This window comes from Longimicrobiaceae bacterium, assembly GCA_036375715.1.
Classification (GTDB): domain Bacteria; phylum Gemmatimonadota; class Gemmatimonadetes; order Longimicrobiales; family Longimicrobiaceae; genus DASVBS01.
This window is the reverse complement of sequence record DASVBS010000031.1, coordinates 19,838-43,968: the sequence shown is the minus strand read 5'-3', so window position 1 is coordinate 43,968 and position 24,131 is coordinate 19,838. Positions and strand designations below refer to the sequence as shown.

At 67.1% G+C, this 24,131-nt stretch carries 27 protein-coding genes; 12 read left to right on the top strand and 15 right to left on the bottom strand.

Going from position 1 to position 24,131, the window contains the following annotated elements; all coding sequences use genetic code 11:
• Positions 1-34: 34 nt before the first annotated feature.
• The 4 genes from VF167_05610 to VF167_05595 all read right to left on the bottom strand — a co-directional run bounded on the left by VF167_05610 (position 35) and on the right by VF167_05595 (position 3,110).
• Positions 35-265, bottom strand: coding sequence for a hypothetical protein (locus VF167_05610; protein ID HEX6924882.1), 231 nt, complete (start codon positions 263-265; stop codon positions 35-37).
• 51 nt (positions 266-316) lie between these two features.
• Positions 317-1,087 (bottom strand): 3-ketoacyl-ACP reductase, encoded by a 771-nt coding sequence (locus VF167_05605; protein HEX6924881.1) that lies wholly within the window; start codon positions 1,085-1,087, stop codon positions 317-319.
• Between the two features lie 29 nt (positions 1,088-1,116).
• Entirely contained in the window at positions 1,117-2,484 is a 1,368-nt protein-coding gene (locus VF167_05600; protein ID HEX6924880.1) for a hypothetical protein, read from the bottom strand.
• Between the two features lie 335 nt (positions 2,485-2,819).
• Entirely contained in the window at positions 2,820-3,110 is a 291-nt protein-coding gene (locus VF167_05595; GenBank protein HEX6924879.1) for an HU family DNA-binding protein, read from the bottom strand.
• A gap of 218 nt (positions 3,111-3,328) precedes the next feature.
• On the opposite strand from VF167_05595, the gene VF167_05590 reads away from it, so the two are divergent.
• The 8 genes from VF167_05590 (at position 3,329) to VF167_05555 (ending at position 9,699) form a co-directional block, all read left to right on the top strand.
• Entirely contained in the window at positions 3,329-5,026 is a 1,698-nt protein-coding gene (locus tag VF167_05590) for a S8 family peptidase (GenBank protein ID HEX6924878.1), read from the top strand.
• A gap of 315 nt (positions 5,027-5,341) precedes the next feature.
• Positions 5,342-5,560 (top strand): hypothetical protein, encoded by a 219-nt coding sequence (locus VF167_05585; GenBank protein HEX6924877.1) that lies wholly within the window; start codon positions 5,342-5,344, stop codon positions 5,558-5,560.
• A 7-nt stretch (positions 5,561-5,567) separates the two neighbouring features.
• On the top strand, positions 5,568-6,134 hold the full coding sequence (gene msrA, locus VF167_05580; GenBank protein HEX6924876.1) for a peptide-methionine (S)-S-oxide reductase MsrA: 567 nt from the start codon (positions 5,568-5,570) through the stop codon (positions 6,132-6,134).
• 7 nt (positions 6,135-6,141) lie between these two features.
• Positions 6,142-6,330, top strand: coding sequence for a hypothetical protein (locus VF167_05575; GenBank protein HEX6924875.1), 189 nt, complete (start codon positions 6,142-6,144; stop codon positions 6,328-6,330).
• Between the two features lie 12 nt (positions 6,331-6,342).
• Positions 6,343-6,831, top strand: a complete 489-nt coding sequence (locus VF167_05570; GenBank protein ID HEX6924874.1) for a YiiD C-terminal domain-containing protein — start codon at positions 6,343-6,345, stop codon at positions 6,829-6,831.
• A complete protein-coding gene (locus VF167_05565) occupies positions 6,828-7,880 on the top strand; it encodes a D-alanine--D-alanine ligase (GenBank protein ID HEX6924873.1) in 1,053 nt (350 codons plus the stop codon). The genes VF167_05570 and VF167_05565 overlap by 4 nt, the downstream gene beginning before the upstream one ends.
• Positions 7,880-8,878 (top strand): type I pantothenate kinase, encoded by a 999-nt coding sequence (coaA, locus tag VF167_05560; protein ID HEX6924872.1) that lies wholly within the window; start codon positions 7,880-7,882, stop codon positions 8,876-8,878. The genes VF167_05565 and coaA overlap by 1 nt, the downstream gene beginning before the upstream one ends.
• A gap of 272 nt (positions 8,879-9,150) precedes the next feature.
• Positions 9,151-9,699 carry a hypothetical protein gene (locus VF167_05555; protein HEX6924871.1) on the top strand — a complete coding sequence of 183 codons (549 nt, stop codon included), beginning with the start codon at positions 9,151-9,153 and terminating at the stop codon, positions 9,697-9,699.
• Here the strand turns inward: VF167_05555 and VF167_05550 are convergent.
• The 6 genes from VF167_05550 to VF167_05525 are packed head-to-tail and all read right to left on the bottom strand — an operon-like array spanning position 9,686 to position 17,092.
• On the bottom strand, positions 9,686-11,230 hold the full coding sequence (locus VF167_05550; protein HEX6924870.1) for an ATP-binding protein: 1,545 nt from the start codon (positions 11,228-11,230) through the stop codon (positions 9,686-9,688). The two genes, VF167_05555 and VF167_05550, sit on opposite strands and share 14 nt — an antisense overlap.
• On the bottom strand, positions 11,220-12,038 hold the full coding sequence (locus tag VF167_05545; GenBank protein HEX6924869.1) for an MBL fold metallo-hydrolase: 819 nt from the start codon (positions 12,036-12,038) through the stop codon (positions 11,220-11,222). Before VF167_05545 ends, VF167_05550 begins: the two co-directional genes overlap by 11 nt.
• Positions 12,038-13,213, bottom strand: a complete 1,176-nt coding sequence (locus VF167_05540) for an NAD(P)/FAD-dependent oxidoreductase (GenBank protein ID HEX6924868.1) — start codon at positions 13,211-13,213, stop codon at positions 12,038-12,040. Before VF167_05540 ends, VF167_05545 begins: the two co-directional genes overlap by 1 nt.
• Positions 13,210-13,926: a methyltransferase domain-containing protein gene (locus VF167_05535; GenBank protein HEX6924867.1), complete on the bottom strand. Its 717-nt coding sequence runs from the start codon at positions 13,924-13,926 to the stop codon at positions 13,210-13,212. The genes VF167_05540 and VF167_05535 overlap by 4 nt, the downstream gene beginning before the upstream one ends.
• The gene (locus VF167_05530) at positions 13,923-15,284 is read right to left on the bottom strand and encodes an amidohydrolase family protein (protein ID HEX6924866.1); all 1,362 of its coding nucleotides are present in this window, start codon (positions 15,282-15,284) and stop codon (positions 13,923-13,925) included. Before VF167_05530 ends, VF167_05535 begins: the two co-directional genes overlap by 4 nt.
• Positions 15,281-17,092, bottom strand: coding sequence for a BamA/TamA family outer membrane protein (locus VF167_05525; protein ID HEX6924865.1), 1,812 nt, complete (start codon positions 17,090-17,092; stop codon positions 15,281-15,283). The genes VF167_05530 and VF167_05525 overlap by 4 nt, the downstream gene beginning before the upstream one ends.
• A gap of 261 nt (positions 17,093-17,353) precedes the next feature.
• On the opposite strand from VF167_05525, the gene VF167_05520 reads away from it, so the two are divergent.
• Positions 17,354-19,627 carry an NADP-dependent malic enzyme gene (locus VF167_05520; protein HEX6924864.1) on the top strand — a complete coding sequence of 758 codons (2,274 nt, stop codon included), beginning with the start codon at positions 17,354-17,356 and terminating at the stop codon, positions 19,625-19,627.
• Complete coding sequence (locus VF167_05515) at positions 19,627-20,163, top strand: DUF402 domain-containing protein (protein ID HEX6924863.1); 537 nt, start codon at positions 19,627-19,629, stop codon at positions 20,161-20,163. Before VF167_05520 ends, VF167_05515 begins: the two co-directional genes overlap by 1 nt.
• A gap of 74 nt (positions 20,164-20,237) precedes the next feature.
• Here VF167_05515 and VF167_05510 read toward each other — a convergent pair whose 3' ends face one another.
• The 3 genes from VF167_05510 to VF167_05500 form a co-directional block, all read right to left on the bottom strand.
• Positions 20,238-20,438: a hypothetical protein gene (locus VF167_05510; GenBank protein HEX6924862.1), complete on the bottom strand. Its 201-nt coding sequence runs from the start codon at positions 20,436-20,438 to the stop codon at positions 20,238-20,240.
• 15 nt (positions 20,439-20,453) lie between these two features.
• A complete protein-coding gene (locus tag VF167_05505; GenBank protein HEX6924861.1) occupies positions 20,454-20,903 on the bottom strand; it encodes a vitamin K epoxide reductase family protein in 450 nt (149 codons plus the stop codon).
• 68 nt (positions 20,904-20,971) lie between these two features.
• The gene (locus VF167_05500; protein HEX6924860.1) at positions 20,972-21,676 is read right to left on the bottom strand and encodes a DsbA family protein; all 705 of its coding nucleotides are present in this window, start codon (positions 21,674-21,676) and stop codon (positions 20,972-20,974) included.
• Positions 21,677-21,864: 188 nt separating this feature from the next.
• On the opposite strand from VF167_05500, the gene VF167_05495 reads away from it, so the two are divergent.
• Together VF167_05495 and VF167_05490 are read left to right on the top strand one after the other, a co-directional pair.
• Positions 21,865-22,470: a hypothetical protein gene (locus VF167_05495; protein HEX6924859.1), complete on the top strand. Its 606-nt coding sequence runs from the start codon at positions 21,865-21,867 to the stop codon at positions 22,468-22,470.
• The gene (locus tag VF167_05490) at positions 22,467-22,682 is read left to right on the top strand and encodes a hypothetical protein (GenBank protein HEX6924858.1); all 216 of its coding nucleotides are present in this window, start codon (positions 22,467-22,469) and stop codon (positions 22,680-22,682) included. The genes VF167_05495 and VF167_05490 overlap by 4 nt, the downstream gene beginning before the upstream one ends.
• Before the next feature lie 7 nt (positions 22,683-22,689).
• Here the strand turns inward: VF167_05490 and VF167_05485 are convergent, their stop codons facing one another.
• Both VF167_05485 and VF167_05480 read right to left on the bottom strand, forming a co-directional pair.
• Positions 22,690-23,451, bottom strand: a complete 762-nt coding sequence (locus VF167_05485; GenBank protein HEX6924857.1) for a gamma-glutamyl-gamma-aminobutyrate hydrolase family protein — start codon at positions 23,449-23,451, stop codon at positions 22,690-22,692.
• Positions 23,452-23,592: 141 nt separating this feature from the next.
• Positions 23,593-24,075 (bottom strand): response regulator transcription factor, encoded by a 483-nt coding sequence (locus tag VF167_05480; GenBank protein ID HEX6924856.1) that lies wholly within the window; start codon positions 24,073-24,075, stop codon positions 23,593-23,595.
• Positions 24,076-24,131: the final 56 nt, after the last annotated feature.

The window sequence follows — 24,131 nt, the reverse complement described above, 5'->3', positions numbered from 1 at the left end:
TTCTCAATGTTGAATTTTGAGTTGCTCACCGGCATCAATCCCCTCCCTCTCCCAGTTCCCGCCTGAGCATCTCGTCCAACTCTTCCTCGGTCACTCCGTAGACTTCGCGAGCGAGGAAGCTTCGCGTGGCCTCCTCGTTCGCTTCGAGCTTGCGCAGGAGGAGGGCGAGGCGCTCGCGCGGAAGGCCCAGCCGGCGAGCGGCGGCGGCGAGCCGCTCGAGCACCTCTCGTCGTCGGGCGTCGTCGTCGGCAGGAGGGTAGGACATGAGCAGCGATTCGTAATTCGTAATTCAGAATTCAGAATCCCCACCTGCCCCTCAAAGTCGATCCACCAGCATTCCCCCATCCACCATGATCACCTGGCCGGTGGAATAGCTGAGGTCGCCGCGGGCGAGCATGGCGACGGCGCGACCCACGTCCTCCGGGAGGCCCCAGCGGGGCTGGAGCATGAGACCCTGTTCGATCAGCCGGTTGTAGCGCTCCTGCACGCCCGCGGTCATGTCCGTCTGGATCACCCCGGGACGAACCTCGTACACGGGGATCCCGAACTCGGCCAGCCGCACCGCCCAGGTCTGCGCAGCCATGCTCAACCCCGCTTTGGAGATGCAGTACTCCACCCGGTTGGTGGAGGCCACGGTGGAGGAGATCGAGGTCACGAACACGATCGATCCCTCGAAGGAGGGATCTTCCCGACGCTGCTCGAGCATCCAGCGGGCCACCGCCTGAGTCAGGAAGAAGGGTCCGCGCAGATTCACACTCAGCACCCAATCGTAGCTCTCCTCGGTGGTGTCGAGGATGTCGTTCCTGACCCGCGGTGCCACCCCGGCGTTGTTCACCAGCAGGTTCAGCCGGCCGAAGCGCTCCCGCGCGCTGGCCAGGAGCCGTGCCCTGGCCTCGCCGTCACTCACGTCGGCGGTGACGTAGTGGACGGCGCCGCCGAAACGCTCCAGCGACTGCACCACCTCCCCGACCGCCTCGGCGGGACGCTGTCCACAGAGCACCAGGTCGTACCCCTCCCGGGCGAGCGACTCGGAGATCCCGAGCCCGATCCCCCGCGCGCCGCCGGTCACCAGTGCGACTTTTCTCATCGTTCCTGTCGTCGGGTCGTCCGGGGCGCTCACGCCCAGAAAGTGAGGTACGGTTCACCGCGAGCCACGCGCTGCAGATAGAGCGCGGCTTCGCGAAGGTGGTAGTCGCCCCACATCGCCGATTCACCCGCCGGCACCCGCTTTCCCCGCGGTACGTGGTCCCACCCCCGGGGCCAGTGATACACCACGTGCAGCAGCAGCCCGTGGTGATCCGGGGAGGTGCTCAGGTAAGGCTCGTCCAGCAGGGTCCTCATCACGCGGAGCCCGGCCTGCCAGTAGCGCGCACCGTCGCCCTCGCGACCGAGGTAAGTGCCCAGGCGGAGGAGCCCCTGCGCGGCAATCGCCGCCGCCGAGCTGTCCACCGGCTCCACGTCGTTGAACGGGTCCGCCGGCCGCGAGAGGTAGTCCTCCAGTCGGTGCAGCTCAGGAGCCCCCGTGTCCCAGTAGGGGACCCCGCAGGTCGGCGTGTTCTCGATGTAGAAGTCCGCCGTTGCCAGGGCTGCCCTCTGCATCATCCCCTCGATCTCGGCACGGCCGCCGAGCGGAGCCAGCTCTTCGTCGGAGCGGGTCTGGAGGAACTCCAGCTGCTCCGCGTAGCCGCAGATGATCCAGGCAAGCCCGCGCGTCCAGGTAGTGAAGGGCGAGAAGCCCTGCTGGCTGTTCGGGCAGCGATACTGCCCGTCGTTCACGTTGAAGATGCTCTCGTGGGCTACCCGTCCGCGCACGTCGTAGTGATCGCGTCCCTCGCCGTAGTAGACCGTGTAGCGTGCGGTGGTCCGCGCATGCACTACCAGGCGCTCGAGCAGCGAGACGCTTCGGTCGTTCTCCCCCGATAGGGTATGCCCGAGTTGGTGGGCAACGGCGAGCGAGCGCAGCGACCGGATGGTGTCCGCAAAGAGCGAGTGTGGGCCGTTGAAGGAGTAGATGTACCCTTCCCCCGAGGGCAGCTCGGTCCAGCGATGAGCCTGCACCGCTCCGGAGGCTTTCAGCGCCATCTCGTAGAAGGCGAGCTCCCACGGATCGCGCGGTACGCGGCCCTCCAGCACGAGGCGGCGGAGGTTTCCGTAGGTGCTGACGTTGTTGAAGCCGTGATCGTGGACGCCAAAATGGGTGACGTGCGGCGCCATCCGCTCCAGCGTGTTCCGCCGGCCCGACTCGAGGAACTCCGTCTCGCCGGTGGCGTCGAACTGGAGGATCTCCGAGCCATACTGAAAGCCCTGCGTCCATTCCGTCCAGCCCCGGGTGGTATACCGTCCTTCCACCGTGAATACGGGGGCCCCGAGTGCGGGGTCGAAGTCGGAGGCGATCGAGCGGATCTTGCGGGCGGACAGCTCCCACATCCGGGTAATTGCGGACACCAGGTCGGCGGGGGAGAGCGGCTGGCTCAGGTCGATCACGGCGAATGGCCTCCGGCGGTCGAGAGGTTGATGGTCAGGAACGCCGGGAAGAATAGAGAGGCGGAGAGGGAGAGTCCAGCGGGGGAGGCCGATGATGCAGGCGCGAGAGTTAAGCTATAGAGGTAGGCGGGAGAGGTAGGTTGGCGAGATCAGCTGGAGAGGTGAGCTCGAGATTTCAGGCGCAAGGTATGAGCTCGACGGTGTAAGCTCGAGGTGCTGCGGACGGGCTTCGAGCTCTGAGGCCCGAGAGACCTGAGCCACCGAAGGAAAGCGCGACCCGGCTCCGCCTCGGTGGCCCAGGTCTCGAACCTCGCGGCTCGAGATTCAGGAAAAATTCATTTCCGGTTCAGCGCGTCCTTCAGCCCCTTTCCAGCGGTGAACCCGGCCGCGGTGGAAGCGGCGATGTCGATTACCTTCCCGGTCTGAGGGTTGCGCCCCTTTCTGGCCGCACGCCGGGTTGTGCGGAAGCTCCCGAAGCCGGTGATCCCGACGTTCTCCCCCTTTCGCAGCGCCGACACGATCGCTCCGTTCTCAGGGTTGAAGAGCGCGTCGACGACAGTACTCACCTGGCTTCGCGGCATTCCGGTGCGCTCCGCAACATCCTGGATGAGCTCGCTCTTGTTCATGCCCTTTTCCCTTCCCTTTGGGGTTCTGAATAGAGGCGGAAAGACGCGTCCGTGAGGCGTGGGAGCTACCACCCCACCGGCGCGGCGCACAACTCTGCGCAAGATCCTTGCGAGCACGAGGGATCCGGCAGGCCGGATCGGGGTATGCGGCTGCACGCCCCGCGCGGGCGCGAAGCTGGCATCTACGCAACAAAACGCGATCCGCACACTCGTTACGCGTGCTGGAACCCACCTTCACCCGGACTCGCCCCGTGGTCAACCGTTTTCATCCGTTCCTTGCCGTCTCCCTGCTCCTGGGTGCATGTGCCCCGACGGCAGCGTCGGTAAGTGGACCTGCCCCGGACGATCGCGGGGCGCCACCCCCGCCGGCGCCCACGGTGGTGCTAGAGGAAGCCCCGGAAAACTGGTGGCTCCTCGACACGGAGGCACACGTTTTCGGTACCGGCACCGAGCGCGCCTACCGCGAGCTGCTCTCCGGGCGCGAACCCGAGCGGACCGTGGTGGTGGCCATCCTCGACTCGGGGGTCGACATCGATCACCCCGATCTCGCGGACAACATCTGGACGAACAGCGACGAGGTTGCGGGTAACGGGGTAGACGACGACGGCAACGGCTATCCGGACGATGTGCATGGATGGAACTTCCTCGGCGCACCCGACGGGCGGAACGTGGAGCAGGACACGTACGAGATGACGCGGCTGTACGTCGAGGGCCGGACCCGTTTCGCCAACGTGCAGCCGGACACCCTCTCGCCGGAAGCGCGCGAGGACTATGAAACGTATCTCGCCGCCGCCGAGGAATTCCAGGCCGAGCGGGCGGACAAGACAAATCTGCTGAACCAGTACCGGAACATCGACGCGGCGCTCGACCGCGCGATGGCGGTCCTGCGCGCGGAGCTGGGGACCGACAGCCTCACCGTCGAGAACGTGGAGGCCATCAACAGCGGCCGCGTCGACGTAATGCAGGCGCAGAGCATCTACCTCCAGCTTGCCCGGCAGGGGGCGACGCCGGAGGTGATCGACCGGGACCTGGAGGTGCTGGAGGAGATGGTGGAGTACAACCTCAACCCCTCCTTCGACCCACGGCCGATCGTCGGGGACGACCCCGATAGCCTGCATCAGCGCTACTACGGCAACAACGACGTGGAGGGCCCCACCGCCGAGCACGGAACGCACGTCGCGGGCATCGTGGCCGCAGAGCGGGGGAACGGAATGGGCATCGACGGGATCGCGTCCGCGGTCCAGATCATGTCGGTGCGAACGGTGCCGGACGGGGATGAGCGCGACAAGGACGTGGCCAACGCCATCCGCTACGCCGCGGACAACGGCGCGCAGATCATCAACATGAGCTTCGGCAAGGGTTACTCGCCCAACAAGGAGTTGGTGGACGAGGCGGTCCGCTACGCCGAGGAGAAGGGCGTGCTATTCGTGCACGCCGCGGGCAACGACGGAGAGGACGTAGGGGTGGAACCCAGCTACCCGACTCGCGTCTTCCTGGACGGTGATTCGGCGCGGGCGTGGATCGAAGTCGGCGCTCTCTCCTGGAAGTCGCCACCCGAGCTGGTCGCCCCGTTTTCCAACTACGGCGCGAACGCGGTGCACGTCTTCGCCCCCGGCGTAGACATCCTCTCCACCATTCCGGATGGCGAATACGAGGAGAACAGCGGCACCAGCATGGCTGCGCCCGTGGTGACCGGCATCGCCGCGCTGATCATGTCCTACTACCCGGATTTGACGGCGGAGCAGGTAAAGGAGATCATTCTCCAATCGGCGGTGCGGCAGCCCGACCTGACGGTGACGCTCCCGGGCGACGGCGACAGGCGAGTTCCCTTCGGCGAGCTCTCGATCACCGGGGGAATCGTCAACGCCTACGAGGCGCTGCGGCTCGCCGAGCAGATCAGCGGCAGCTCCAACTAGGCTCCCCAACAATCAACCTTCTGTACTGGCGGAGAAGCACGAAATGGCGGACATGCACAACCGGGAGGAGTCGAACCTGAAGATCGGCCTGATCGGCTTTGCCACGGCGCTGGTCTTCATCGGCATCGTGATGGCTTTCTCGTACTGGCTGGCAGCCCACTGAGCCGGAGAGAGGGGAGGCGCGGTCGATGCCGCCCGCGACCTGCTCCCCTCCCTCCGCTCGTCGGAGAACTTCGCAATGGCTCTCGACGCGGACCTGAGGCGGGAATCTCGCTCGCTCAACAGGAGGCTCGACGCGTCGGCGACAGCCCGGTGATGGCGGATCGCCTCGCCGAGCGCATTGCCCGCATCTCGGAGCGGGTCAAGGCTGCGCCGATCCCCGACGAGCTCCGTGCTCGCCTGCTCGCCGCACTCGCGGACGCGGAACGGGTACTGCGTCGCGACGACGACGGGTTCGAAGCCGCGCGTCACCTGCAGACGGCGCTGCGGCTCGCGGAGGATCGGCCGCGGCCGCCGTCTCCCTTCCTCGATTGAACGCCCGATGAACGAGCGCACGGCGGAGCGTCAGGTCGCCACCCTCGCGGGGGGCTGTTTCTGGTGCACCGAAGCGGTCTTCGACAGCCTGCGCGGGGTGGAGAAGGTGGAACCGGGGTACACCGGCGGCACCGCTCCGAACCCGACCTACGAGCAGGTCTGCTCGGGCACCACCGGCCACGCCGAAGCGATCCGCATCACCTTCGACCCTAACGAGATCTCCTATCGCGAGTTGCTGGAGATCTTCTTCAGCACCCACGATCCGACCACCCCGAATCGTCAGGGCGCGGACGCGGGAACGCAGTACCGCTCGGCCATCTTCCCGCACTCGCCCGAGCAGAGGGCGATTGCGGAGGCGGTGATCGCAGAGCTCGAGCGGAACGGGATCTACCCGGATCCGATCGTTACGACCATCGAACCGGAGGGGCCTTTCTATCCAGCGGAGGAATACCACTACGACTACTACGTCCGAAATCCGCGGCAGGGCTATTGCCAGGTAGTGATCGCCCCGAAGCTGGCGAAGTTCCGGCAGCGGTACGCAGACCGACTCCGCGAACCCGCCACTGGCAGGTGAAGGGACGATGGACGAAGCCAGGCGAAAGCGCGAACAGAGCGCCCGGGAAAAGGCGGATGTGAACCCTGCTGCCCGGCGGGACCGCCCGGGGGAGGCAGACGAGGAGGAGATCCGCAACCACGGCGCGGCACGACACGTACCGCCCGTCCAGGAGGAGCCGCTCGATCCGCTCGGGCCGGGTGGCATCGGTGGCTGAGTCCCGGGGTCGATGACGACGGACCTTGCCGCCCTCGAGGCCTACCTCCACACCCACATCCCCCTGAGCCGCGCCATGGAAGTCGCGGTCGTGCAGGCGGACGCGGAGGGAGTTCGGCTTCGAGCCCCTCTCGGGCCCAACATCAACCATCGCGACACCATCTTCGGGGGTAGCGCTTCGGCGCTCGCCATCCTCGCCGGGTGGACGCTCATCCACACCCGGCTGCGGGACAATGCCCATCCCAGCCGCATCGTCATTCAGCGCAACACCATCGAGTACAGCCGCCCACTGCCGGGCGATTTCGAAGCCTTCTGTCCGGCGCCTGCGCCCGAGAGCTGGGAGCGCTTTCTTCGCAGCCTTCGTCGCCGCGGACGTGCCCGCATCCAGGTGCATGCAGAGCTTTACGGAGAAGGAGAGGTAGCCGGGTCTTTCGAGGGGGCGTACGTGGCTTTCGGCGAACGCGCCGCACGCGCGGGCATTCCTGATCCTGGGACCGTATGAAGATCGCGGTTTTGCTGGGCGGGACGAGCGAGGAGCGAGACGTCTCCATCGCCAGCGGGGCGCAGGTATTCCGGGCATTGCGATCGCGTGGCCACGAGGTGGTGGCCGTGGACACCGCGCGGGGCACGCTCCAGGGGGAGGACGAGGCCCGCCTACTGGAATCCGGCGTAGGACCACAACCTCCCTCGGAGGAGGAGCTGCGCCGCCTCCGCCAGGGCAATCCACTGGCGCTCGCCGAGAACCCGGCGCTACGGGAGGCCGACGTCGTCTTCCTCGCCCTCCACGGCGGTTCCGGGGAGGACGGAACGCTGCAGGCAATCCTGGATTTCGCGGGCATCACCTACACGGGAAGTGGCCTGCTCGCCAGCGCGATCGCGATGGACAAGGACGTCGCCAAGCGTCTTTTCAAGCTCGCCGGTGTTCCCACCGCACCCTGGCTGATGGCGCCTGTCGAGCCGGAAACGGTAGAACGTGAGCTCGGCTTTCCGGTCGTGATCAAGCCGAGCAAGCAGGGCTCGTCGGTGGGATTGAGCATCGTGCGGGAACGCGCCGAGCTGGAGGATGCACTGGCGCGCGCCGCCCGGTTCGACGACGAGGTGATGCTGGAGCGGTTCATCCCGGGACGGGAGCTCACCGTCGGCATCCTCGCCGGGCAACCTCTCGCCGTGGGAGAGATCATCCCGCGCGGTGAGGTCTTCGACTACGAGAGTAAGTATCAATTGGGGGGTGCCGAGGAGATCTTCCCCGCGGCCCTCCCTGAGGAGGACTCCGAGCGGGTACGGGAGCTGGGACTCAGAGCCCATACCGCGCTGAAGCTGCGCGATTACAGCCGCGTGGACTTTCGGCTCGACCCCAACGGCAACCTCTGGTGTCTCGAGGTCAACACCCTCCCGGGGATGACCTCGACCAGCCTGCTTCCCAAATCTGCCGCGGCCGTGGGAATCGCGTTCGATGAGGTGTGTGAGCGGATCTGTGAGCTGGCGCTCGCGCGGCGGGCGGCGGGCACGGGCGGGCCTGGCACCGCGGCCGGACGAGGCAACGAGGTCTGATGGTGGCACAGTCGGCAGCGGCGAACGTGCCTGATCCCGCCCGAGACAAGCGGGCAATCCATTCAGCGGACGAGGTCGCCGCCTATTCCCCGTACGTCACCTTCTCGCGAGAGGAGTGGTCGGCTCTCAGCGGAAAGATCCCCGTTCCGCTCACCGAGGAGGAGGTGCTGCGACTGCGGGGAATCAACGAGGAGATCTCGCTGCAGGAAGTAGCCGACATCTACCTGCCCCTCGCGCGCCTCGTGAACCTCCACGTGGCGGCAGCCCAGCACCTGCACCGGGTCAGCGAGACCTTCCTGGAGAGCACGCCGGCGAAGGTGCCCTACGTGATCGGCGTGGCTGGCAGCGTCGCGGTGGGAAAGAGCACCACGGCGCGCATCCTTCAGGCGCTCCTCTCCCGCTGGGACGACCACCCCCGCGTCGACCTCATCACCACGGACGGCTTCCTCTACCCGAACCGGATCCTGGAAGAGCGCGGGCTCATGCACCGCAAGGGGTTTCCGGAGAGCTACGACCTGCGGCGGCTGATCCGCTTCTGCTCGGACGTCAAGTCGGGTCGTCCGCGGGTAACCGCCCCGGTTTACTCTCACCTGCGCTACGACATCGTGCCGGGCGAAGTGCAGACGGTGGACCGACCCGACATCGTCATCATCGAAGGCCTGAACGTGTTGCAGACCGGCGCGGCAGCTCCCGTTTTCGTTTCTGACTTCTTCGACTTCTCCATCTTCGTCGACGCCTCGGTCGAGGACCTGCGAGAGTGGTACGTGCAGCGATTCCTGCGGCTGCGCGAAACCGTCTTCCAGGACCCCGAGTCGTACTTCCACCGTTTCGCCGACATCTCCGAGGAGGAGGCCGTGGAGACGGCGCTGCGCATCTGGAAGGAGATCAACGAAGTGAACCTGGTCGAGAACGTGCTTCCCACCCGCGAGCGCGCCGATCTGATCCTGGAAAAGGGAAGACGCCACTCGGTCCAGCGCGTGCGACTACGCAAGCTGTAGCCACCTGCCTCCGCCCCAGCGCCGCGAAGACGGCCTCCGCGGCCTCCGCCTTCCCAGAAGCGTCCACCGCCCCTTCCGCTGGTTGTCCTCTGCAGATGCCAGAAGAGCCCTTCGGGTTAGCTGCTTGAAAGCGCTTATCGTATTTGCTGATAATACCTTATACACTATCAGGGAAACGGGAATCCACTTTGCTCTCGAGTGAGGTCGGGCAGGGATTCGGGATCGAGAGATTGGCACAGTCTGCCCGTCACCTTTACCTCTTGAGAATCGACATGGCCGCTTCATCCAGGCTACGCCTGCTCATCGCTGCCGTCTTTGCGCTCGGGATGGCCGCTGTGGCGACCAACCCCGTCCGGGCTCAGAGCGTCGGATTCGAGGCGGGAATGAGCGGGGTCGAAAGTTACGACGGGGTGCGTCCCGCGGTCGGAGTCTCCCTCTTCCTTCCGCTGACCGAACGGCTACGCGTGGCCGCCACGGGCTCGCAATGGTCCGGGTGTCCAAGCGGAGGCTGCGAAGATCCGCGGGTGGGTTACGGTAATCGCGGACTCAACGTCCTGGGGATGTTCACGGCGGTAGACGGTCGACGGACAGATCTCTCTCTCGGGGCGGGTATGGGATGGTACGAGATGAAGCGGTTGGACGAAGAAGGGAGCGGATCGGAGTCGTACTACGACGAGGCCCTGACCTTCGCGGCGGAGCTTCGCCGGGACGTGGCTTACAACTCGGGTGTGTACCTGCGGGGAGAGGCCAGCGTACCGACCGATGACAGCGCTGCTCGCTGGATGGCCTTGCGGTTGGGAGTCGACGTCAGGCCGTTTTGAGCGGTAGCTCCAGACAGAAGCAGGAACCCTGCGGAGAAGACGACTCGAGGTAGAGTCTCCCGTTGAGCAGCCCCGCGACCCGGCGGGCTACGGCGAGACCCAGCCCGCTTCCCATGACCATCGATTGGGAGCGGGATGGGTCTCCCGTTTGTTCGAAGGGACCGAAGATGCGGTCCTGGTCAGCGACCGGAATGCCGCGCCCGGTGTCGAGCACCCGGAAGAGCACGCGCGGCTCGACCGACTCGCCCTCCGACTCGAGGCGGGTGAGCGTCACCTCCACCATCACGCTTCCCGAAGCGGTAAACTTGACCGCGTTGGACACCAGGGACGAGAGAAGCTGCCGCAGCCTCTGCGGATCGGTCTCGAGACGGGCCGCCTCGTCGGCCACCACCACGTTGAAGGTAAGCCCCTTGGCTTCGGCCTGGTGACGGTGGGGCTCCAGAATGGGCGGCAGGAACTCTGGGAGCGAGACCGCCTCGGGGACCACGGGGAGCTTCCCGATCTCCGCGGTGGTGAGGAGCAGCACGTCGTCCACCAGCCGGGCGAGGTGCTCGGCGCAGACCCCAGCGCGCTCCGCGGCGCGGCGCGCCGCCTCGGGCAGCCTCCCATAGGTCTCGCTGTTGAGCAGGTGAGTGTAGCCGACGATGGCGTTGAGGGGGGTGCGCAGCTCGTGGCTGATGGCGGCGAAGAAGCGCCCTTTCGCTTCGTTGGCCTCGTTCGCCTTCTCCACCAGTCGCGCCAGCTCGTGCTCGCGCTGCACCCGTTCCGTCACGTTCTCGAACATGATGGAGATCCCACCTCCGACCAGCGGGTAGATCCACAGGTCGAAGATCCGGCCGCGGAAAATGCGGCCCTCGGGGCGGACTTCGCGCAAGTGACGCTGGATGCCGTCTTCCATCGTCGCCCGGAGGCTCTCCGCGATCTCCGCCGGGCCGGTGGGAAGGAGGGGCCAGATGGAGAGCCCCAGCGCCTGCTCCCGGGAGAAGCGCAGGAGCGACTCGGCAACGCCGTTGATGTAGAGGACCCGCCAGCCGGTATCGACGGCGATGAAGCCGTCGCGCATGGACTCCAGCAGCGCAGTGTGCTCGTTGGAGCGGGTGACTTCGTCGGTGGCGTCACGGAACTGCACGAGCAGACTACCGTCGCTCATCGGTGCGGCGTGCACCGCCGCGAAGCCCCGGCCCTGCCTGCGTGGTAAGCTCTCGATGAAGTCGTGCGATCGATTCTCGGCCCGCGCGATGCGCAGGGCATCCCACGTCGCGGTACCGCGCAGGAGCGGGAACTCGTTCCACAACACGCGGCCCAGGACCCGGTGTCTCCGCACCCCCAGGAGCTTTTCCGCGGCCGCGTTCCAATAGGTGATTCGCCAATCCCTATCGAGGATGCACACACCGTCACCGAGCGCTTCCAGCGCCGGCTGCACCGCGTGCACCTCCAGGGTCTGCGTTGCGCGCGCCATCCTGCCCTCTACTCCTTCGAGGATCCTCGGCTTCACCGCGTCGGCGGCCTCAACCGCTGGCTCAGTGCGCATTGTCCGCATCCAGATGAGCGAGGATCGCCTCGATCGATCCTCGCGCGGCTCCGAGCAGCCGCGGATCGAGCTCCGGACCGTAGACCAGCTCGATCATCGCTTCCGCGCCCAGCTCGGGCCGCTCCGACCTCAATCGTCGGACCTGCTCGATCCGCGCCAACCGATGGGACCGGTAACGCGCGATCGCCCGCTCGGGGTCCCGTAACGGCGGGCCGTGAGCGGGGAAGATCACTGTCGGTCGAGCTTCGGTAACCGTTTCCAGGGAGCGGAGATAATCCGACACGCTCCCCTCCGGGTGCGAAACGACCGTACTATCCCCCACTCCGAGCAAAAGATCCCCCGCAAACAAGGCTCTCCGGCCGTCAGGGGCGACGTACAGGAAGACGAGGTGCTCGGGCGCGTGCCCCGGGGTGGAGATCACCCGGACGGGACCCGCATCGGAGTCGAGCACGTCGCCGTTCGTCAACCACGTGGTCACTCGCTCCACCGGGAAGGGGAGGCGCAGGGCGCCCCTGCCCATCGCGATCGGCGCGCCGGTGCGTTCCGCGAGCAGTGGAGCACCTCCCGCGTGATCTGCGTGCCCGTGCGTGAGGAGGATGGCACCTGGAGTAAATCCGTCCAGCAGCCGGAGCAAGGTCTCCAGGTGCTCCTCGTCCCGCGGCCCCGGGTCGATCACCAGCGGCCGCTGCGTCCCCAGCACGAAGGTGCGTGTTCCGTCCAGCGTCATCGGCGACCGACTGGCCGCGCGCAGCACCCGTAGTTCGGGAAAGCCGGCGACGGATCGGTGCCGAGGCAGCCCCCTCATCATCAGGCCACGAGCCTGACCAGCGTGCGCGGCGACCACAGGGAGCGGACGGGCTGCAGGTCACCCGTTACCGCTACCAGGGCATCCGCAATTGCCGGGCGGCTGCGGAGAATGGTGCTGGCTACCCGGAAGAGGCGTCTTCGCGCAACGAAACCCTCGATCACGTGCTGCAGCCGCACGCCCGGCCCGAACGTGGCCCGCCGCGCGACCTCGTATGGTCGCAGCGCCTGCGCGGAGACGCTGCCGGTTGCAAGCGCTCGAGCCGCGGTCGCGGCGGCCAGCGACGCTCCACGCAGCGCGCGAAAGATGCCCTGCCCGGTGAAGGGGTCGAAGTAGCCTGCTGCATCCCCCACCAGCATCAACCCGTCTGCTACCGCGCAACGAACCGGCCAGTCGAAGGGTCCCGTTGCACGAACGGGTCCCACGCGGCGAGCTCCCGTCACGCCCAGTCCCGCGACAACTGCGTCGTAATATCGGTCCGGTGCTCCGGCCAGGCGCGGTCCCTCCGCTTCGTCCACGACCACCGTGACGTTGGCGCGCCCGTCGCCCAGCGGCGCGATGCCGACGGTGGCGAAAGGGAGCACTCGCAGCTCTCCCGTCTGCGCGGGCTCGCCGACCCACTGCAGGCGAGCGGTCAACGCGATCTTGCGCAGGCGGGGCGAACGCGCAAGCAAGCCCGCCCGCCGCACCACCACCGAGCGAAGGCCATCCGCGCCCACCACCAGCCGCGCCGCCAGCACCTCACCGTCCTGCAGCACCACGCCGCACACCTCTCCCGCCGTGCCCCGCCGCAGATCGGCAGCCCGCACGCCGGTGCGCACTTCCGCCCCGCTTGCGGCCGCGTGCTCGAGGAGGATGGTGTCGAGCCTCTCCCGCGCGACCGCAATCCCCTCCAGACCGCTCGGGAATGTGCCGCAAAATCGGTCGGATTCCTCCGCTCGGATGGTCCACCCGCGCAGAGTTGCGTGTGGCACCGAGCGGATCCGATCCAGCAGGCCAAGGTCATCCAGCTCCCGCACGGCCGCCGGGCTGAGACAGTCGCCACAGGGTTTGGGCCGGGGGAAGGTGGCGCGATCCAGCAGCAGCACCCGAAAACCTTCCCGGGCTAGCCGCGCGGCGGTCGCCGAGCCGGCCGGACCCGCGCCCACCACCACCACGTCGAAGGTCGACGCCCTCATCTCCCCCTCGCGGCTGGGGCAGCAACCAGCGAGAAGCGGAAGAACAGGTGGCGACGCGTCCGGATCTGCTCGAGCCCGGCGGCGCGGGCCAGCTCGGCTGCTTCGTCGGCGGTATATGCCGCTCGAATGGACACCACGCTGTCGTGGCGCGTCACAGGGTGGGCGCGCCAGAGGGTGGCTGCGAGCAGGCGCACCACCAGCTCCGCCAGGCGGCCGCGAGCCAGGTCTGTGACCACGACAGCGTGGCTGGCCACCCGCCCCAGCTCCGAGAGTAGCTGCCGCGCCTCGCGGTCCGCGAAGTGGTGGAGGGAAGTATGGCACATGGCCACGTGGAACTCAGCGTCCGCGAAGGGCAGGTCGAGCGCGTCCGCCCGGGCGACTTCGATCGCCGGTTCATCCGCTACCACCTCCCGCGCAACCGAGAGCGTCTCCGGGTGCAGGTCGCTCGCGACCACGTGCACGCGCAGCCCCTCCGCTCGGGTCCGTCGGACCAGAGCCAACGGGATGTCGGCCGAACCGGTAGCCACGTCGAGAACCTTCACGGTCGGCGCATCGACGGCGCGGATCGCCGGCAACGCGGCCCTCAGAGCCGCACGCCCTCCGCCGAACCAGCGGTTCACCCGGCGCAGATCGGACAGCCCCTCCGCCAGCGCGGCAGAAGCCACGTCTAGCCGATCCATCAGCTCCGAGCCGGGAACACGCGTGGTCCTCATCGTTCTCCCATGCGGCGGGCGATCCCGTCGAGCGCGCTGCGCGTAGCCTCCTCGTCGACTGTGAGCACCCTCTCACCATTGTAGAGCACGCGCCCCCGGACGACCGTCAGGATCACGTCACACCCCCGGGTCGAGTGGAAGAGGGCGGCGAGCGGGTCGTGCACCGGTCGCGCGTGGACGCCGCGGAGCGACACCGCGCACAGGTCTGCTTCCAGGCCCGGCTGCAGCGCGCCGACCCGGTGCTCGATGCCCAGGGCGCGCGCCCCCTCGAGCGTGCACATGCGAAGCAGCTCCTCTCCCCCCAGGGCCGCGGGGGTTCGCAACCTCGCCCGCTGCAGGATGGAGGCGACCCGAGCCTCCTCGAGCAGATCGAGCCGGTTGTTGCTGCCGACCGAATCGGTCCCCAGAGCGACGGGCACCCCCGCCGCACGCATTTCTGTAACCGGAGCGATGCCGTGGCCGAGCCGAGCATTCGCGATCGGGCAGTGAGCGACCGAACTCCCCGATGCGCCGATGCGGCGCACGTCCTCATCGTCCACATCCACCACGTGGATCAGGAGAGGACGCGCGCGAAGCACGCCGAGACGGTCCAGAAGCTCGATCGGAGAGCCGGCTCGTACCGGCGTGGCGATCCCGCGGGCGTTCAATCCCGGCTGGAAATCCCCCCCGCCGTTGGCGACCAGTGCGCGCTCCGCCGCGGATTCAGCGATGTGCAGCGCCATAGGAAAGCCCTCGCCGATCGCCAGCTCGGCGCCGAGGCGGTACAGCCGGTCGGAGACCGTGTAGGGCGCGTGAGGGGAAATGCCCACCCGCACCAGGTCGTCCGCAGATTCGTCCCGGCGTAGAGCCTCGACCCTTTCGCGCAGCCCCCGGATGGCTGACTCGGCATCCGCCGGGTCGGGACCGAACACCTCCTGGTAGACGATGCCCCGCATCCCCGCCTCGCGCAGGGCCGCAACCGCCGCCGTGGACGACTCGGTACAGGCAATCGTGGTGATCCCTACGCGGAGCGCCTCCACCATCGTCCAGCGCGCTGCCCAACGATAATCCTCGTCCTGAAGGGTTCCCCGCTTGGCTCCGACCAGGCGCACGATCCAATCGCAGAAGGGAAGATCCTCCAGCGCGCCCCGGAACATCGCGAGCTCCGCGTGCGCGTGGGCGTTGATGAGTCCGGGAAGGAGGATGGCTTCTCCCAGCTCGATGATCTCGATCCCTTGCGGGGGCTCGATGGCGGCTTGCGGTCCCACGGCGGCAATGCACCCGGCATCATCCACCAGCACCGCACCGTTGCGGATGGGGGGCGCCGTCACCGGTAGCACCCAGTCGGCCCGGTAGAGAGCGCGCACGGAGCGACTCATCGGGACTGCAGCGGAGGCTGCACGAAGATGGAGGGCAGGGCGGCTTGCCGGGTGCTGCGGTCGAGCTGAGGATCCCCGAGGGTACCGCGGAACCCGACCGCCTGACCCACGCCGACAGAGAACACCGCGTTGCCGATTCCACCGCCGGGACCGAAGGGCACGGCCACGTCCATGCGGAGGGTCTGGCGCGAACCCGGCGGGAAGGCCAGCCGCAGCCCCACCCCAGCATTCACCCGGATGGGTGACGTTTCCCCGAACGGGGCCGAGCCTGCCCAGATCTTCCCCGCGTCCACGAAGGCAACAGCGCCTGCGTCAAAGAGATCGGGGTACGGCCAGCCGAGATACATCCGCTGCTCCAGGGTAGCCACGATTCGCCGCGCCCCCGGATACACGTGGTCCGGAAAGCCACGCAGCCCGGCCTCGCCGCCGAGGGTGAGCTGAAAGGGGGTGCGGTCGTGCCAGCCGCCGGCGGCATTGAGGGCCGCTACGAGGACCGACGAGGCCTCGGGATCGGATCGGAGGTACGCCCAGAGGTCGAGCTGGCCGAAGACGTCGGTCCACTCCGGCTCCCCCTCTTTGGCCCGGTAGTCCCGCCGTGCCTCGAGAACGAGCTGCCCCCCGGCGACACTCTCCCTCGGCAGCTCGCCCGCCGCCGTCAGCAGCATGTCCACCGTCAGATCCTGCCGGTGGGTAAGGCCGGCGATACTCGGACCGAAGGCGATCTCCGTCTCCACGCCCAGGCGGACGTCTTCGACGCCGTTGACAGTGTCGAGCCGACGGCTCCTGAGGTAATAGACGCTCCGTTGCCCGAGCAGCACCAGCGCCCGGACGCTCTGTACGGTGTCCCGGCGCAGCCCCTCGAAATCCGGAATGCTGTCGGCCAGGTCCGGATCGGCGAATCGGGGCAGCTCGTCCTCGGGGTAGCTGGTCCACTCACCGGCGATGGCGGCGCCGATCGTCGTCCGATTGTACCGATCGTGACCGAGCCTGACGGCGAAGCCAATATCCGTGCTGAGTCGCCGCTCCGGGAACCAGACCCGCTCCAGCTCCCCTTCCCCGTTCCGCACCACGTATTCGAAATAGCGATCGTGGAGGTTCAGCCGCTGGCGAAAAGCCCAGCGTCCGAACTCCCCGACAAAGGGATACGAGACGCTCTCGTGTAGCAGCGCGCCTACCGGCGTCTTCCCGACGTCCAACGCGGCGTCCCAGCGCGAGCCGAGGAGCTGCGGGGTGAAGAAGGAGCCGCCGTACACCTGCTCCTCCTGGTCGTTGAGGTAGAAGGCGGAGAGGTGAGTTCCCGATCCGAAGAGGTTGTCGTCACCCGCCCGAACTCCCGTCAGCCCCGAGCCGTTTCCTCCCCCGATCTCCGGCTCCACGCGCAGCGACCACTCGTCTCGCGTGTCCACCAGCACGTGAATGGTCCCGTCGGCCTGTCGAATCCCGAAGATGTCCACCGCGGCAATGAAGTCGAGCGAGCGCAACAAGCGCTCCGAGTCGCGTAACCGCTCCACGTCGTAGCAATCGCCGGGAGCAAAGAGCAGCTCACGGCGAATGAGCTTCTCGCGAGTGGCGGGATGCATGCGGTTCGCGAGGCGGTAGGCCCAGTCGAAGCGCATGTCCAGGTCGGGATCGGACAGGTCGAAAACCGAATGGTTGTCGATGAAGACGTTGGAGATCCGCCCCTCGCGGCACGCCCCGTCGATCTCCTGCGCCAGGACGATCCCGGGACTGGCGGACAGGAGGAAGGCGAGCGCGGCGGTGCGGCCGCGACGCCAGGCCCGCGGGTGCAGTCGTCGAGGATCCTTCACGTTGATCGGAAGACGGTGCGAAACCTTCGCCGGAGGGACCGAAGAGGGCCACCGACAACGGTTCGGGTGCGGAAAAATTGCCACAGAATGCTCGCGGAACTCGCAATCTCTACGCCGCGTAGCTAATTAGGTCAAGCGGGCGCCGGAAAGAGTCGCTTCAGGCGCCTGGCATTCCCTTCGCGGCACGGCGCCACGACCCGACGGAGCGCGGCTCACCGCCCGAACGGACCACCTGCCCTCGTCATTCCCGGAGAACTCTCGATGTCGGTCAAACGCCAGGACGCGCTCGATTATCACGCCGTGGGCCGGCCAGGGAAGATCGCGGTTATCCCGAGCAAGCCCGCCTACACCCAGCGAGACCTGGGACTGGCTTATTCACCCGGCGTCGCGGAGCCCTGTCGGGAGATCGCGCAGAACCCGGAAGACGTGTTTCGCTACACGGCACGCGGCAACCTCGTGGCGGTGGTAACCAACGGCACGGCCGTCCTGGGGCTGGGGAACCTCGGGCCGTTGGCTTCCAAGCCCGTGATGGAGGGCAAGGGAGTCCTGTTCAAGCGATTCGCGGACATCGACGTGTTCGACCTCGAGGTCGCCTCCACCGACCCTGATGACGTGATCCGCTTCTGCGAGCTGCTGGAACCGACCGTGGGGGGGATCAACCTCGAGGACATCCGCGCCCCCGAGTGTTTCTACATCGAGGAGACGCTCAGGGAGCGCCTCGACATCCCCGTCTTCCACGACGACCAGCACGGCACGGCGGTGATCTCCGGCGCGGCTCTGATCAACGCGCTGCACATTACCGGCAAGAAGATCGACGAAATTCAAGTGGTCTTCGCCGGCGCCGGTGCGTCCGCGGTGGCCACGGCAGAGCTTTACGTGGCGCTCGGCGTTCGCCGTGAAAACATCACCATGTGCGACATCGTCGGCGTGGTGCACTCCGGGCGCGAGGACCTCGACCCGTACAAGGCTCGCTTCGCCCGGGAGACGCCGCTGCGCACCCTCGCCGAGGCACTGCGGGGAGCCGACGTCTTTGTGGGGCTCTCGGCTGCCGGCGCCGCCACCCAGGAGATGATCCGCCACATGGCGGAACAGCCGATCATCTTCGCCCTTGCCAACCCCGAGCCGGAGATCACCCCCGAACAGGTGCTGGAGGTGCGCCCGGACGCCATCACCGCCACCGGCCGCAGCGATTATCCGAACCAGATCAACAACGTGCTCGGCTTCCCCTTCATCTTCAGGGGAGCCCTGGATGTGCGGGCACGGGCCATCAACGACGCGATGAAGCTGGCCGCAACGCACGCCCTGGCCGAACTGGCCCGACAGGACGTGCCGGAGGCGGTCGAACGCGCGTACGGTGGCGAGCGCTTCCGCTTCGGGCCGGACTACCTCATTCCCAAGCCCTTCGATCCGCGCATCATGCTCTGGGTGGCCCCGGCGGTGGCGAAAGCGGCGATGGAGTCGGGGGTGGCCCGCGTGCACCTGGATCTGGAACGATACCAGTACGAGCTCGAATCCCGGCTCGGTCGGGGACAGGAAGTCATGCGCGGGATCATCACCCGTGCCCGAAGAGATCCGCGACGCATCGTGTTCCCGGAGGGCGAGCACGAGCGCATCATCCGAGCGGCCACCCGGATCGTCGAGGAAGGGATCGCCGTGCCGATTCTGTTAGGAAGACCCCGCATCATCGAGCAGCGGGCGGAGGAGCTCTCCATGTCGCTGAAAGGAATCGTAGTGGTCGATCCCGCGGCCGACCCCGAAACCAAGGAGCGGTACGCCCAACAGTTCTACCAGGCGAGGCAGCGGAAAGGCGTGACCCTGGCAGAGGCGCGCGAACGCATGCGGCAGCCGATCTATTACGGCTGCATGATGGTCCAGTCTGGAGATGCGGACGGCCTGGTAGCCGGGGAGGAGATGTACTACCCCGATACGATCCGCCCCGCGCTGGAGACCGTCGGTACCGCTCCCGGGGTGCACAAAGTGGCGGGGTTGTACCTGATGGTGCTCGAGAAGGACCTCCTCTTCTTCGCCGACACCACCGTGAACATCGAGCCGGACGCGGAGACACTGGCGGAGATTGCCCTGCTCGCTGCGGGAGTCGTGCGCAAGCTGGGAATCGTACCGCGAGTAGCGATGCTCTCCTTCTCCAACTTCGGGTCGGTGCGCCACCCCCATTCCGAAAAGGTGCGGATCGCCACCGAGTTGGTGAAGCAGCGCGATCCCGACCTCATCATCGACGGGGAGATGCAGGTGGAGCCGGCGCTCATGCCGGAGTACCGCACCGAGCTCTACCCGTTCACCACTCTGACCGGGTCGGCAAACGTCCTCATCTTTCCCGATTTGGACGCCGCGAACATCGCCTACAAGCTGGTCTGGCGACTGGGCGGAGCGGAGGCGATCGGCCCGGTGCTGATGGGGATGTCGCGCCCCATCCACGTGCTGCAGCGGGGCAGCTCCGCCGCGGACATCGTCAACCTCACCGCGCTCGCGGTGGTGGATGCGCAGGAGATGCGCTCAGGCGTGATGCGAGGATTCTGATGACCGCCCGGGTCACCATCCACTACCGACGCCCTCCCGACCGGATTCAGGTGTTCGATCAGCTCGTGCTCGAGCGAACTCCGGACTGCACGGTGACCTTCCTGCCGGAGGCCGAGCTCCCGCGCCCCGTTGCCGCGGCGGGCCGGGTGATCCTGGAACCCGGCGCCCCGGTCGTCTGGTTCACCTATCCAGGGCTCTGGCACGACATCGGCCGGTTCCACCTCGCCAACGGGGAGTTCACCGGGTACTACGCGAACATCCTCACGCCGGTCGCCATGGAGGACGACCGGTGGGAGACGACTGACCTTTTCCTGGACGTCTGGATTCCTGCCGACGGGGAGGCGATCCTGCTGGACGAGGAGGAGCTCGACCAGGCAGTCGAGCTCGGATGGGTGGATGCGGAGCTGGCGGAGAAGGCCCGCAGTCACGCCCGGGATCTGCTCAGCGCCGCGCGCAACGGGCTGTGGCCACCCAAGCACGTGGAGCTCTGGACCGTTGATCGAGCGCGCGACGTAGCTGAGAGGATCAGCAACTGAGCGGAGCTACGGTGGCTGGCAGCCCTCGCGGGAACCGCCCGTCCGGGCCACCTCCTGGAGCTCGCGCGTCGGGTCTATTCTCCGGCTTCGAGTACGGTGGCCGTCACGAGACGCTTGAGATCTACGTAGTTGTTGCGGGTCACGACGGGATCCTCGCGCAGCAGGTCGATCAACCGGTCGTACTGCTCCAGGGTCGTCCGTTCCACCTCGATGAATTCGGTGTGGAAGCTACCCGAGTCGGCAAAAACGAGTCGGACCTTCGCTATATCTCCCATGACTCTCTTCGATCGTCAGTTCGTCGGGCTCCGCCTCGGTCCTCGTAGCAATCCGAGGAGTGAGAGAAGGAAGATGAGGGTGATCAGCACGGCCGATACTACGCACCACTGGCACCAGGCGCGCAGGACGACCGCCTCCACATAGGTGAGCCAGAAGGAGAACAGCAGGCCCCCGCCGGAGAGCAGGACCAGCAGCCGCGCGATCGTGCGCGACCCGACGTAGCGGGGCTGCAGCCCGAGCAGGCCGACGACGAAAAGGGTCAGGTAGCCGATCAGGCCGAGCAAGGCCACGGGGATCCCCCACTGGACCACGGTCCGTGGGGGAAAGAAGGCATAAGCCGAAGCCTGTACCGTCTCGCATCCGCCGACCACGCTGCACTGCAGGGTCCCGATGTACCCGAAGCGATGGAGGGTGAGGTACCCCGCGACGAAGACACCGATCAGCGCGAGAAGAACGAGCGCCATCCGGCCGAGCGGTGGAGGGGCAGGCGAGACCCCCCGAGCAGCTCCCGCCTCGCTGCGGATCGTGGAGGTCACGGCGCGGTGGCACCCGCCGCTGAATCCGCCGCCGCGGCAGGCGCGCCCAGCTCCTGCTCCACCATCTGCTGAAGCTGGGAGAAATCGGGAACGTCCGGCAGGCGCTTCATGTTTACCATGAGGGTCGGGGTGCTCCGCACCCCCAGACGCTCCCCGAGCTCGATGCTACGCGACACCTCCTCCTGGTAGCGGTCCGAACGCAGACAGGAGGAGAACGCGGACTCGTCCAGGCCGATCTCTTCGGCGAGGTCGATGAAGAAATCGGTTGCGTTCCGCAGCACCGCCCAGGTGGGCTGTCGGGCGTAGAGCACGTCGTGGTACTCCCAGAATTTGCCCTGCTCGTTGGCACAGCGCGCGGCGCGGGCGGCCAGGAAGGCGTGCTGGTGCTGAGGGAGCGGGAAATCGTAGTAGACGAAGCGCACCTGGCCCGTCTCCACCAGCCGCTCCTTGATGAGCGGGGCGGTGAACGTGGCGAACTGTCCGCAGCCGGGGCACTGGAAGTCAGCGAACTCGTAGATAACCACGGGTGCGTCCTGCCGCCCGATGGAGATCCCCTGCACGCTGTTGAGCTCGGCGTCGCTGATCTGCACCGGAATTGGCTGCGTCGCCGCGCCTCCGCTCCCTCCTGCACGCATCTGCCAGAGAATGAAGGCGACGCCTGCCACCGCCACGACGGCGAGGGCGACGTAGAAAGGCTTCATCGATCCGGACGCACTGGCGGATTTGCGGGCCACGGAACCGCTCCCTGTACAGGTGGAGTCTGATGGAATATCCTCGATCAGAGGGCGAACAGTACAATCTCTCCGCCGGCACCGGCAAGGTGGTGTGCGGAATGCTGCTTGCACCCCCTTCGCCGGCGTAACGATCAACAAGCGCTCGAGCTCCGATCATGGCGGATATCCGGATGGTACAGCCCCGGACGGGGCGAATGTGGTTCTGGGCACTCGCCCTCGCCCTGCTCGGGATCCTGCTCTGGGCCAGCAAGTTCGTGGTGGGAGACGCAACGGATCCGGAGCGGGTCCGCGGGGTGGGAGCGAACGCCGGCTTCGGCGACGAGCGTGCGCCGCTGATCCCGATGGTGGCTGAGCCGTTTGAAGAGATCAACCCCATAGAGACCCGCGACCTGGGGCGCCTGGTGCGGATCACCGGGGTGATCGAGAACGGGGTGCGGGCGAATTCGGCGTGGGTGCAGGCCGCCGACGGGCGACGCATTCTCGTGCGCTTCGAACCGTCACCACCGGAGGGAGCTCTGGCGCGCTTAGGACCCGGAAGCAGGATCGACCTCCCCGGCTACATCTCCAAGGTCAGCCGGGCCGAGTTCAACGTTTGGATCGACACCCTGGGAGCCTCGATCCCGCGCCCGCGGCCCGGGCGCAAGTTCGGCGACCTTCCCGATCCGGCCTTCATGCGGCTGGACTCGCTTTTCGTGAAGACCTTTTACATCTCGGTGCGCCCGGAGGCGCTGGAGCCCGAGGACGAGGAGGCGGCGGAGTGATGCAGTGGACCCCGGAGGCGGTCGATCGCCTGGAGCGCGCGATCGTGGAGGGCGCGCGGGTGCAGATCTGGCGCCGCGGCACCGAGTACATGCTGGTCCCACGCGAGATCCGCTCCCGCGGTCCCGACGATGAGCTGGTGGGGACCACGAACACGGGGGACGAGCTGGCGTTTCCGTTTGGCGAGATCGAGGCGTTTGAAGTGGTGTGGTGACTTCTCGTCACGCCGCCGCCCTCACCCTTTCACTCCTGAACCTCCTTGCCTCCTCCCCGAAGGCGGAGAACAGTCGCCAGTCCGGGTGGGTGTGGGTGTCGGGGACCTCGGCTTCGGCGCGCTCGGGGTGCCACTGCACGCCGATGACCCACGGGTGGTCCACCGCTTCGACAGCCTCGATCAGGCCATCCTCGGCCCAGGCGAGGGGGCGCAGCCCTGCACCCAGGCGTTCGATTCCCTGGTGATGGAAGGAGTTGATCTGCAGGCTCTCCGACCCCAGGATCCTGGCCAGTCTCGATCCGCTCTCCACCCGCGCGCCGTGCCAGTGGTCGGTGATCGGCGCCTGCTGCTCATGAATCAGCCCACCCGGCCGCTCGGACGGCAGATCCTGAACGAGGGTCCCCCCGAAGTGCACGTTGAGCAGCTGTAGACCCCGACAGATGGCCAGGACGGGCATCCTCGCCTCCAGCGCTCGTCGGAGCACCTCGAGCTCCATCACATCGCGGGCGTGATTGACCGTCTCCAGCTTGGCGTGCGGTCTCTGCCCGTAGCGTGAGGGGTCGATGTCTTCCCCACCGGTCAGCAACAGGCCGTCGACCAGCTCCATCAGCTCGGCAATGGAGGCTTTGCCGTGGGCGGGGGTCACCAGCAACGGGGTAGCACTCACCCGTTCCACCGCTTCGAGGTAGGGACTGCCGAGTACGACCTGAGGCGTTCGGTACTCCGCTGCGATGTGACTGCTGGTGGTGACCGCGATCCGTGGTCGCATCTCTTCTCCGCGCAACGATTTGTCCGCGCGACGCCCGCAGCAGGAATCGCGCCGGTCAGAGACAGCGGGGAGGTTTCAGCGGGTGCCGACGCGGTCGACGGTCAGACAGCGCACAGGCCGAACGATCCCGATCGAACCGGGTCAGGAGGGGCGCTCCCGGGTGGCGTGGATGATCTGCGGAGCACCTCGTCCTGGCTGCCCGCCTTCTTTGCGCTGCCCGCCTTCTTTGCGGTCGCTCCGACGTACATGCGCCTCGATCCGCTCGAGCAGCTCGCCGAGGCGAAACGGCTTGATCAGGAGGTCGACAGCGCCTTCCTCCCGGGCGGCCACACGCAGCGCCTCGTCCGTCGCCGCCGTGATCATCAGCACGGGGAGTTTGCACCCGCGTGGGTGAGCCTGGAGCGTGCGCAGCACGGCGAAGCCGTCGATGCCGGGCATCATCACGTCGAGGAGGAGCAGGTCCGGGTCGACCTGACCCCCGTCGATCATGGCGAGTACCTCCTCTCCGCAGGAGGCGGTGGCCACCTCGTAGCCGCTTGCGGTGAGCGCCCGGTCCAGCCCCTGGAGGAGGATGGGATTGTCTTCGGCAATGAAAATCCTAGCACGCTTCTCGGTTTGGGCCACCACAGGAGGCGCTCCTTCGAGGGAAACAGGGGATTATCCGAAAGGGTCGACCAGCG

Excerpts from the sequence above, each read along its gene's own strand:
- VF167_05500 (HEX6924860.1), bottom strand. The coding sequence starts at position 21,676 with ATGAAGCCTTTCTACGTCGCCCTCGCCGTCGTGGCGGTGGCAGGCGTC.
- VF167_05575 (HEX6924875.1), top strand. The coding sequence starts at position 6,142 with ATGGACGAAGCCAGGCGAAAGCGCGAACAGAGCGCCCGGGAAAAGGCG.
- VF167_05530 (HEX6924866.1), bottom strand. The coding sequence starts at position 15,284 with ATGAGTCGCTCCGTGCGCGCTCTCTACCGGGCCGACTGGGTGCTACCG.
- VF167_05540 (HEX6924868.1), bottom strand. The coding sequence starts at position 13,213 with ATGAGGGCGTCGACCTTCGACGTGGTGGTGGTGGGCGCGGGTCCGGCC.
- VF167_05550 (HEX6924870.1), bottom strand. The coding sequence starts at position 11,230 with ATGCGCACTGAGCCAGCGGTTGAGGCCGCCGACGCGGTGAAGCCGAGG.
- VF167_05610 (HEX6924882.1), bottom strand. The coding sequence starts at position 265 with ATGTCCTACCCTCCTGCCGACGACGACGCCCGACGACGAGAGGTGCTC.
- VF167_05555 (HEX6924871.1), top strand. The coding sequence starts at position 9,151 with ATGGCCGCTTCATCCAGGCTACGCCTGCTCATCGCTGCCGTCTTTGCG.
- VF167_05535 (HEX6924867.1), bottom strand. The coding sequence starts at position 13,926 with ATGAGGACCACGCGTGTTCCCGGCTCGGAGCTGATGGATCGGCTAGAC.
- VF167_05565 (HEX6924873.1), top strand. The coding sequence starts at position 6,828 with ATGAAGATCGCGGTTTTGCTGGGCGGGACGAGCGAGGAGCGAGACGTC.
- msrA (HEX6924876.1), top strand. The coding sequence starts at position 5,568 with ATGAACGAGCGCACGGCGGAGCGTCAGGTCGCCACCCTCGCGGGGGGC.
- coaA (HEX6924872.1), top strand. The coding sequence starts at position 7,880 with ATGGTGGCACAGTCGGCAGCGGCGAACGTGCCTGATCCCGCCCGAGAC.
- VF167_05570 (HEX6924874.1), top strand. The coding sequence starts at position 6,343 with ATGACGACGGACCTTGCCGCCCTCGAGGCCTACCTCCACACCCACATC.
- VF167_05520 (HEX6924864.1), top strand. The coding sequence starts at position 17,354 with ATGTCGGTCAAACGCCAGGACGCGCTCGATTATCACGCCGTGGGCCGG.
- VF167_05545 (HEX6924869.1), bottom strand. The coding sequence starts at position 12,038 with ATGATGAGGGGGCTGCCTCGGCACCGATCCGTCGCCGGCTTTCCCGAA.
- VF167_05515 (HEX6924863.1), top strand. The coding sequence starts at position 19,627 with ATGACCGCCCGGGTCACCATCCACTACCGACGCCCTCCCGACCGGATT.
- VF167_05605 (HEX6924881.1), bottom strand. The coding sequence starts at position 1,087 with ATGAGAAAAGTCGCACTGGTGACCGGCGGCGCGCGGGGGATCGGGCTC.
- VF167_05510 (HEX6924862.1), bottom strand. The coding sequence starts at position 20,438 with ATGGGAGATATAGCGAAGGTCCGACTCGTTTTTGCCGACTCGGGTAGC.
- VF167_05595 (HEX6924879.1), bottom strand. The coding sequence starts at position 3,110 with ATGAACAAGAGCGAGCTCATCCAGGATGTTGCGGAGCGCACCGGAATG.
- VF167_05585 (HEX6924877.1), top strand. The coding sequence starts at position 5,342 with ATGGCGGATCGCCTCGCCGAGCGCATTGCCCGCATCTCGGAGCGGGTC.
- VF167_05505 (HEX6924861.1), bottom strand. The coding sequence starts at position 20,903 with ATGGCGCTCGTTCTTCTCGCGCTGATCGGTGTCTTCGTCGCGGGGTAC.
- VF167_05485 (HEX6924857.1), bottom strand. The coding sequence starts at position 23,451 with ATGCGACCACGGATCGCGGTCACCACCAGCAGTCACATCGCAGCGGAG.
- VF167_05495 (HEX6924859.1), top strand. The coding sequence starts at position 21,865 with ATGGCGGATATCCGGATGGTACAGCCCCGGACGGGGCGAATGTGGTTC.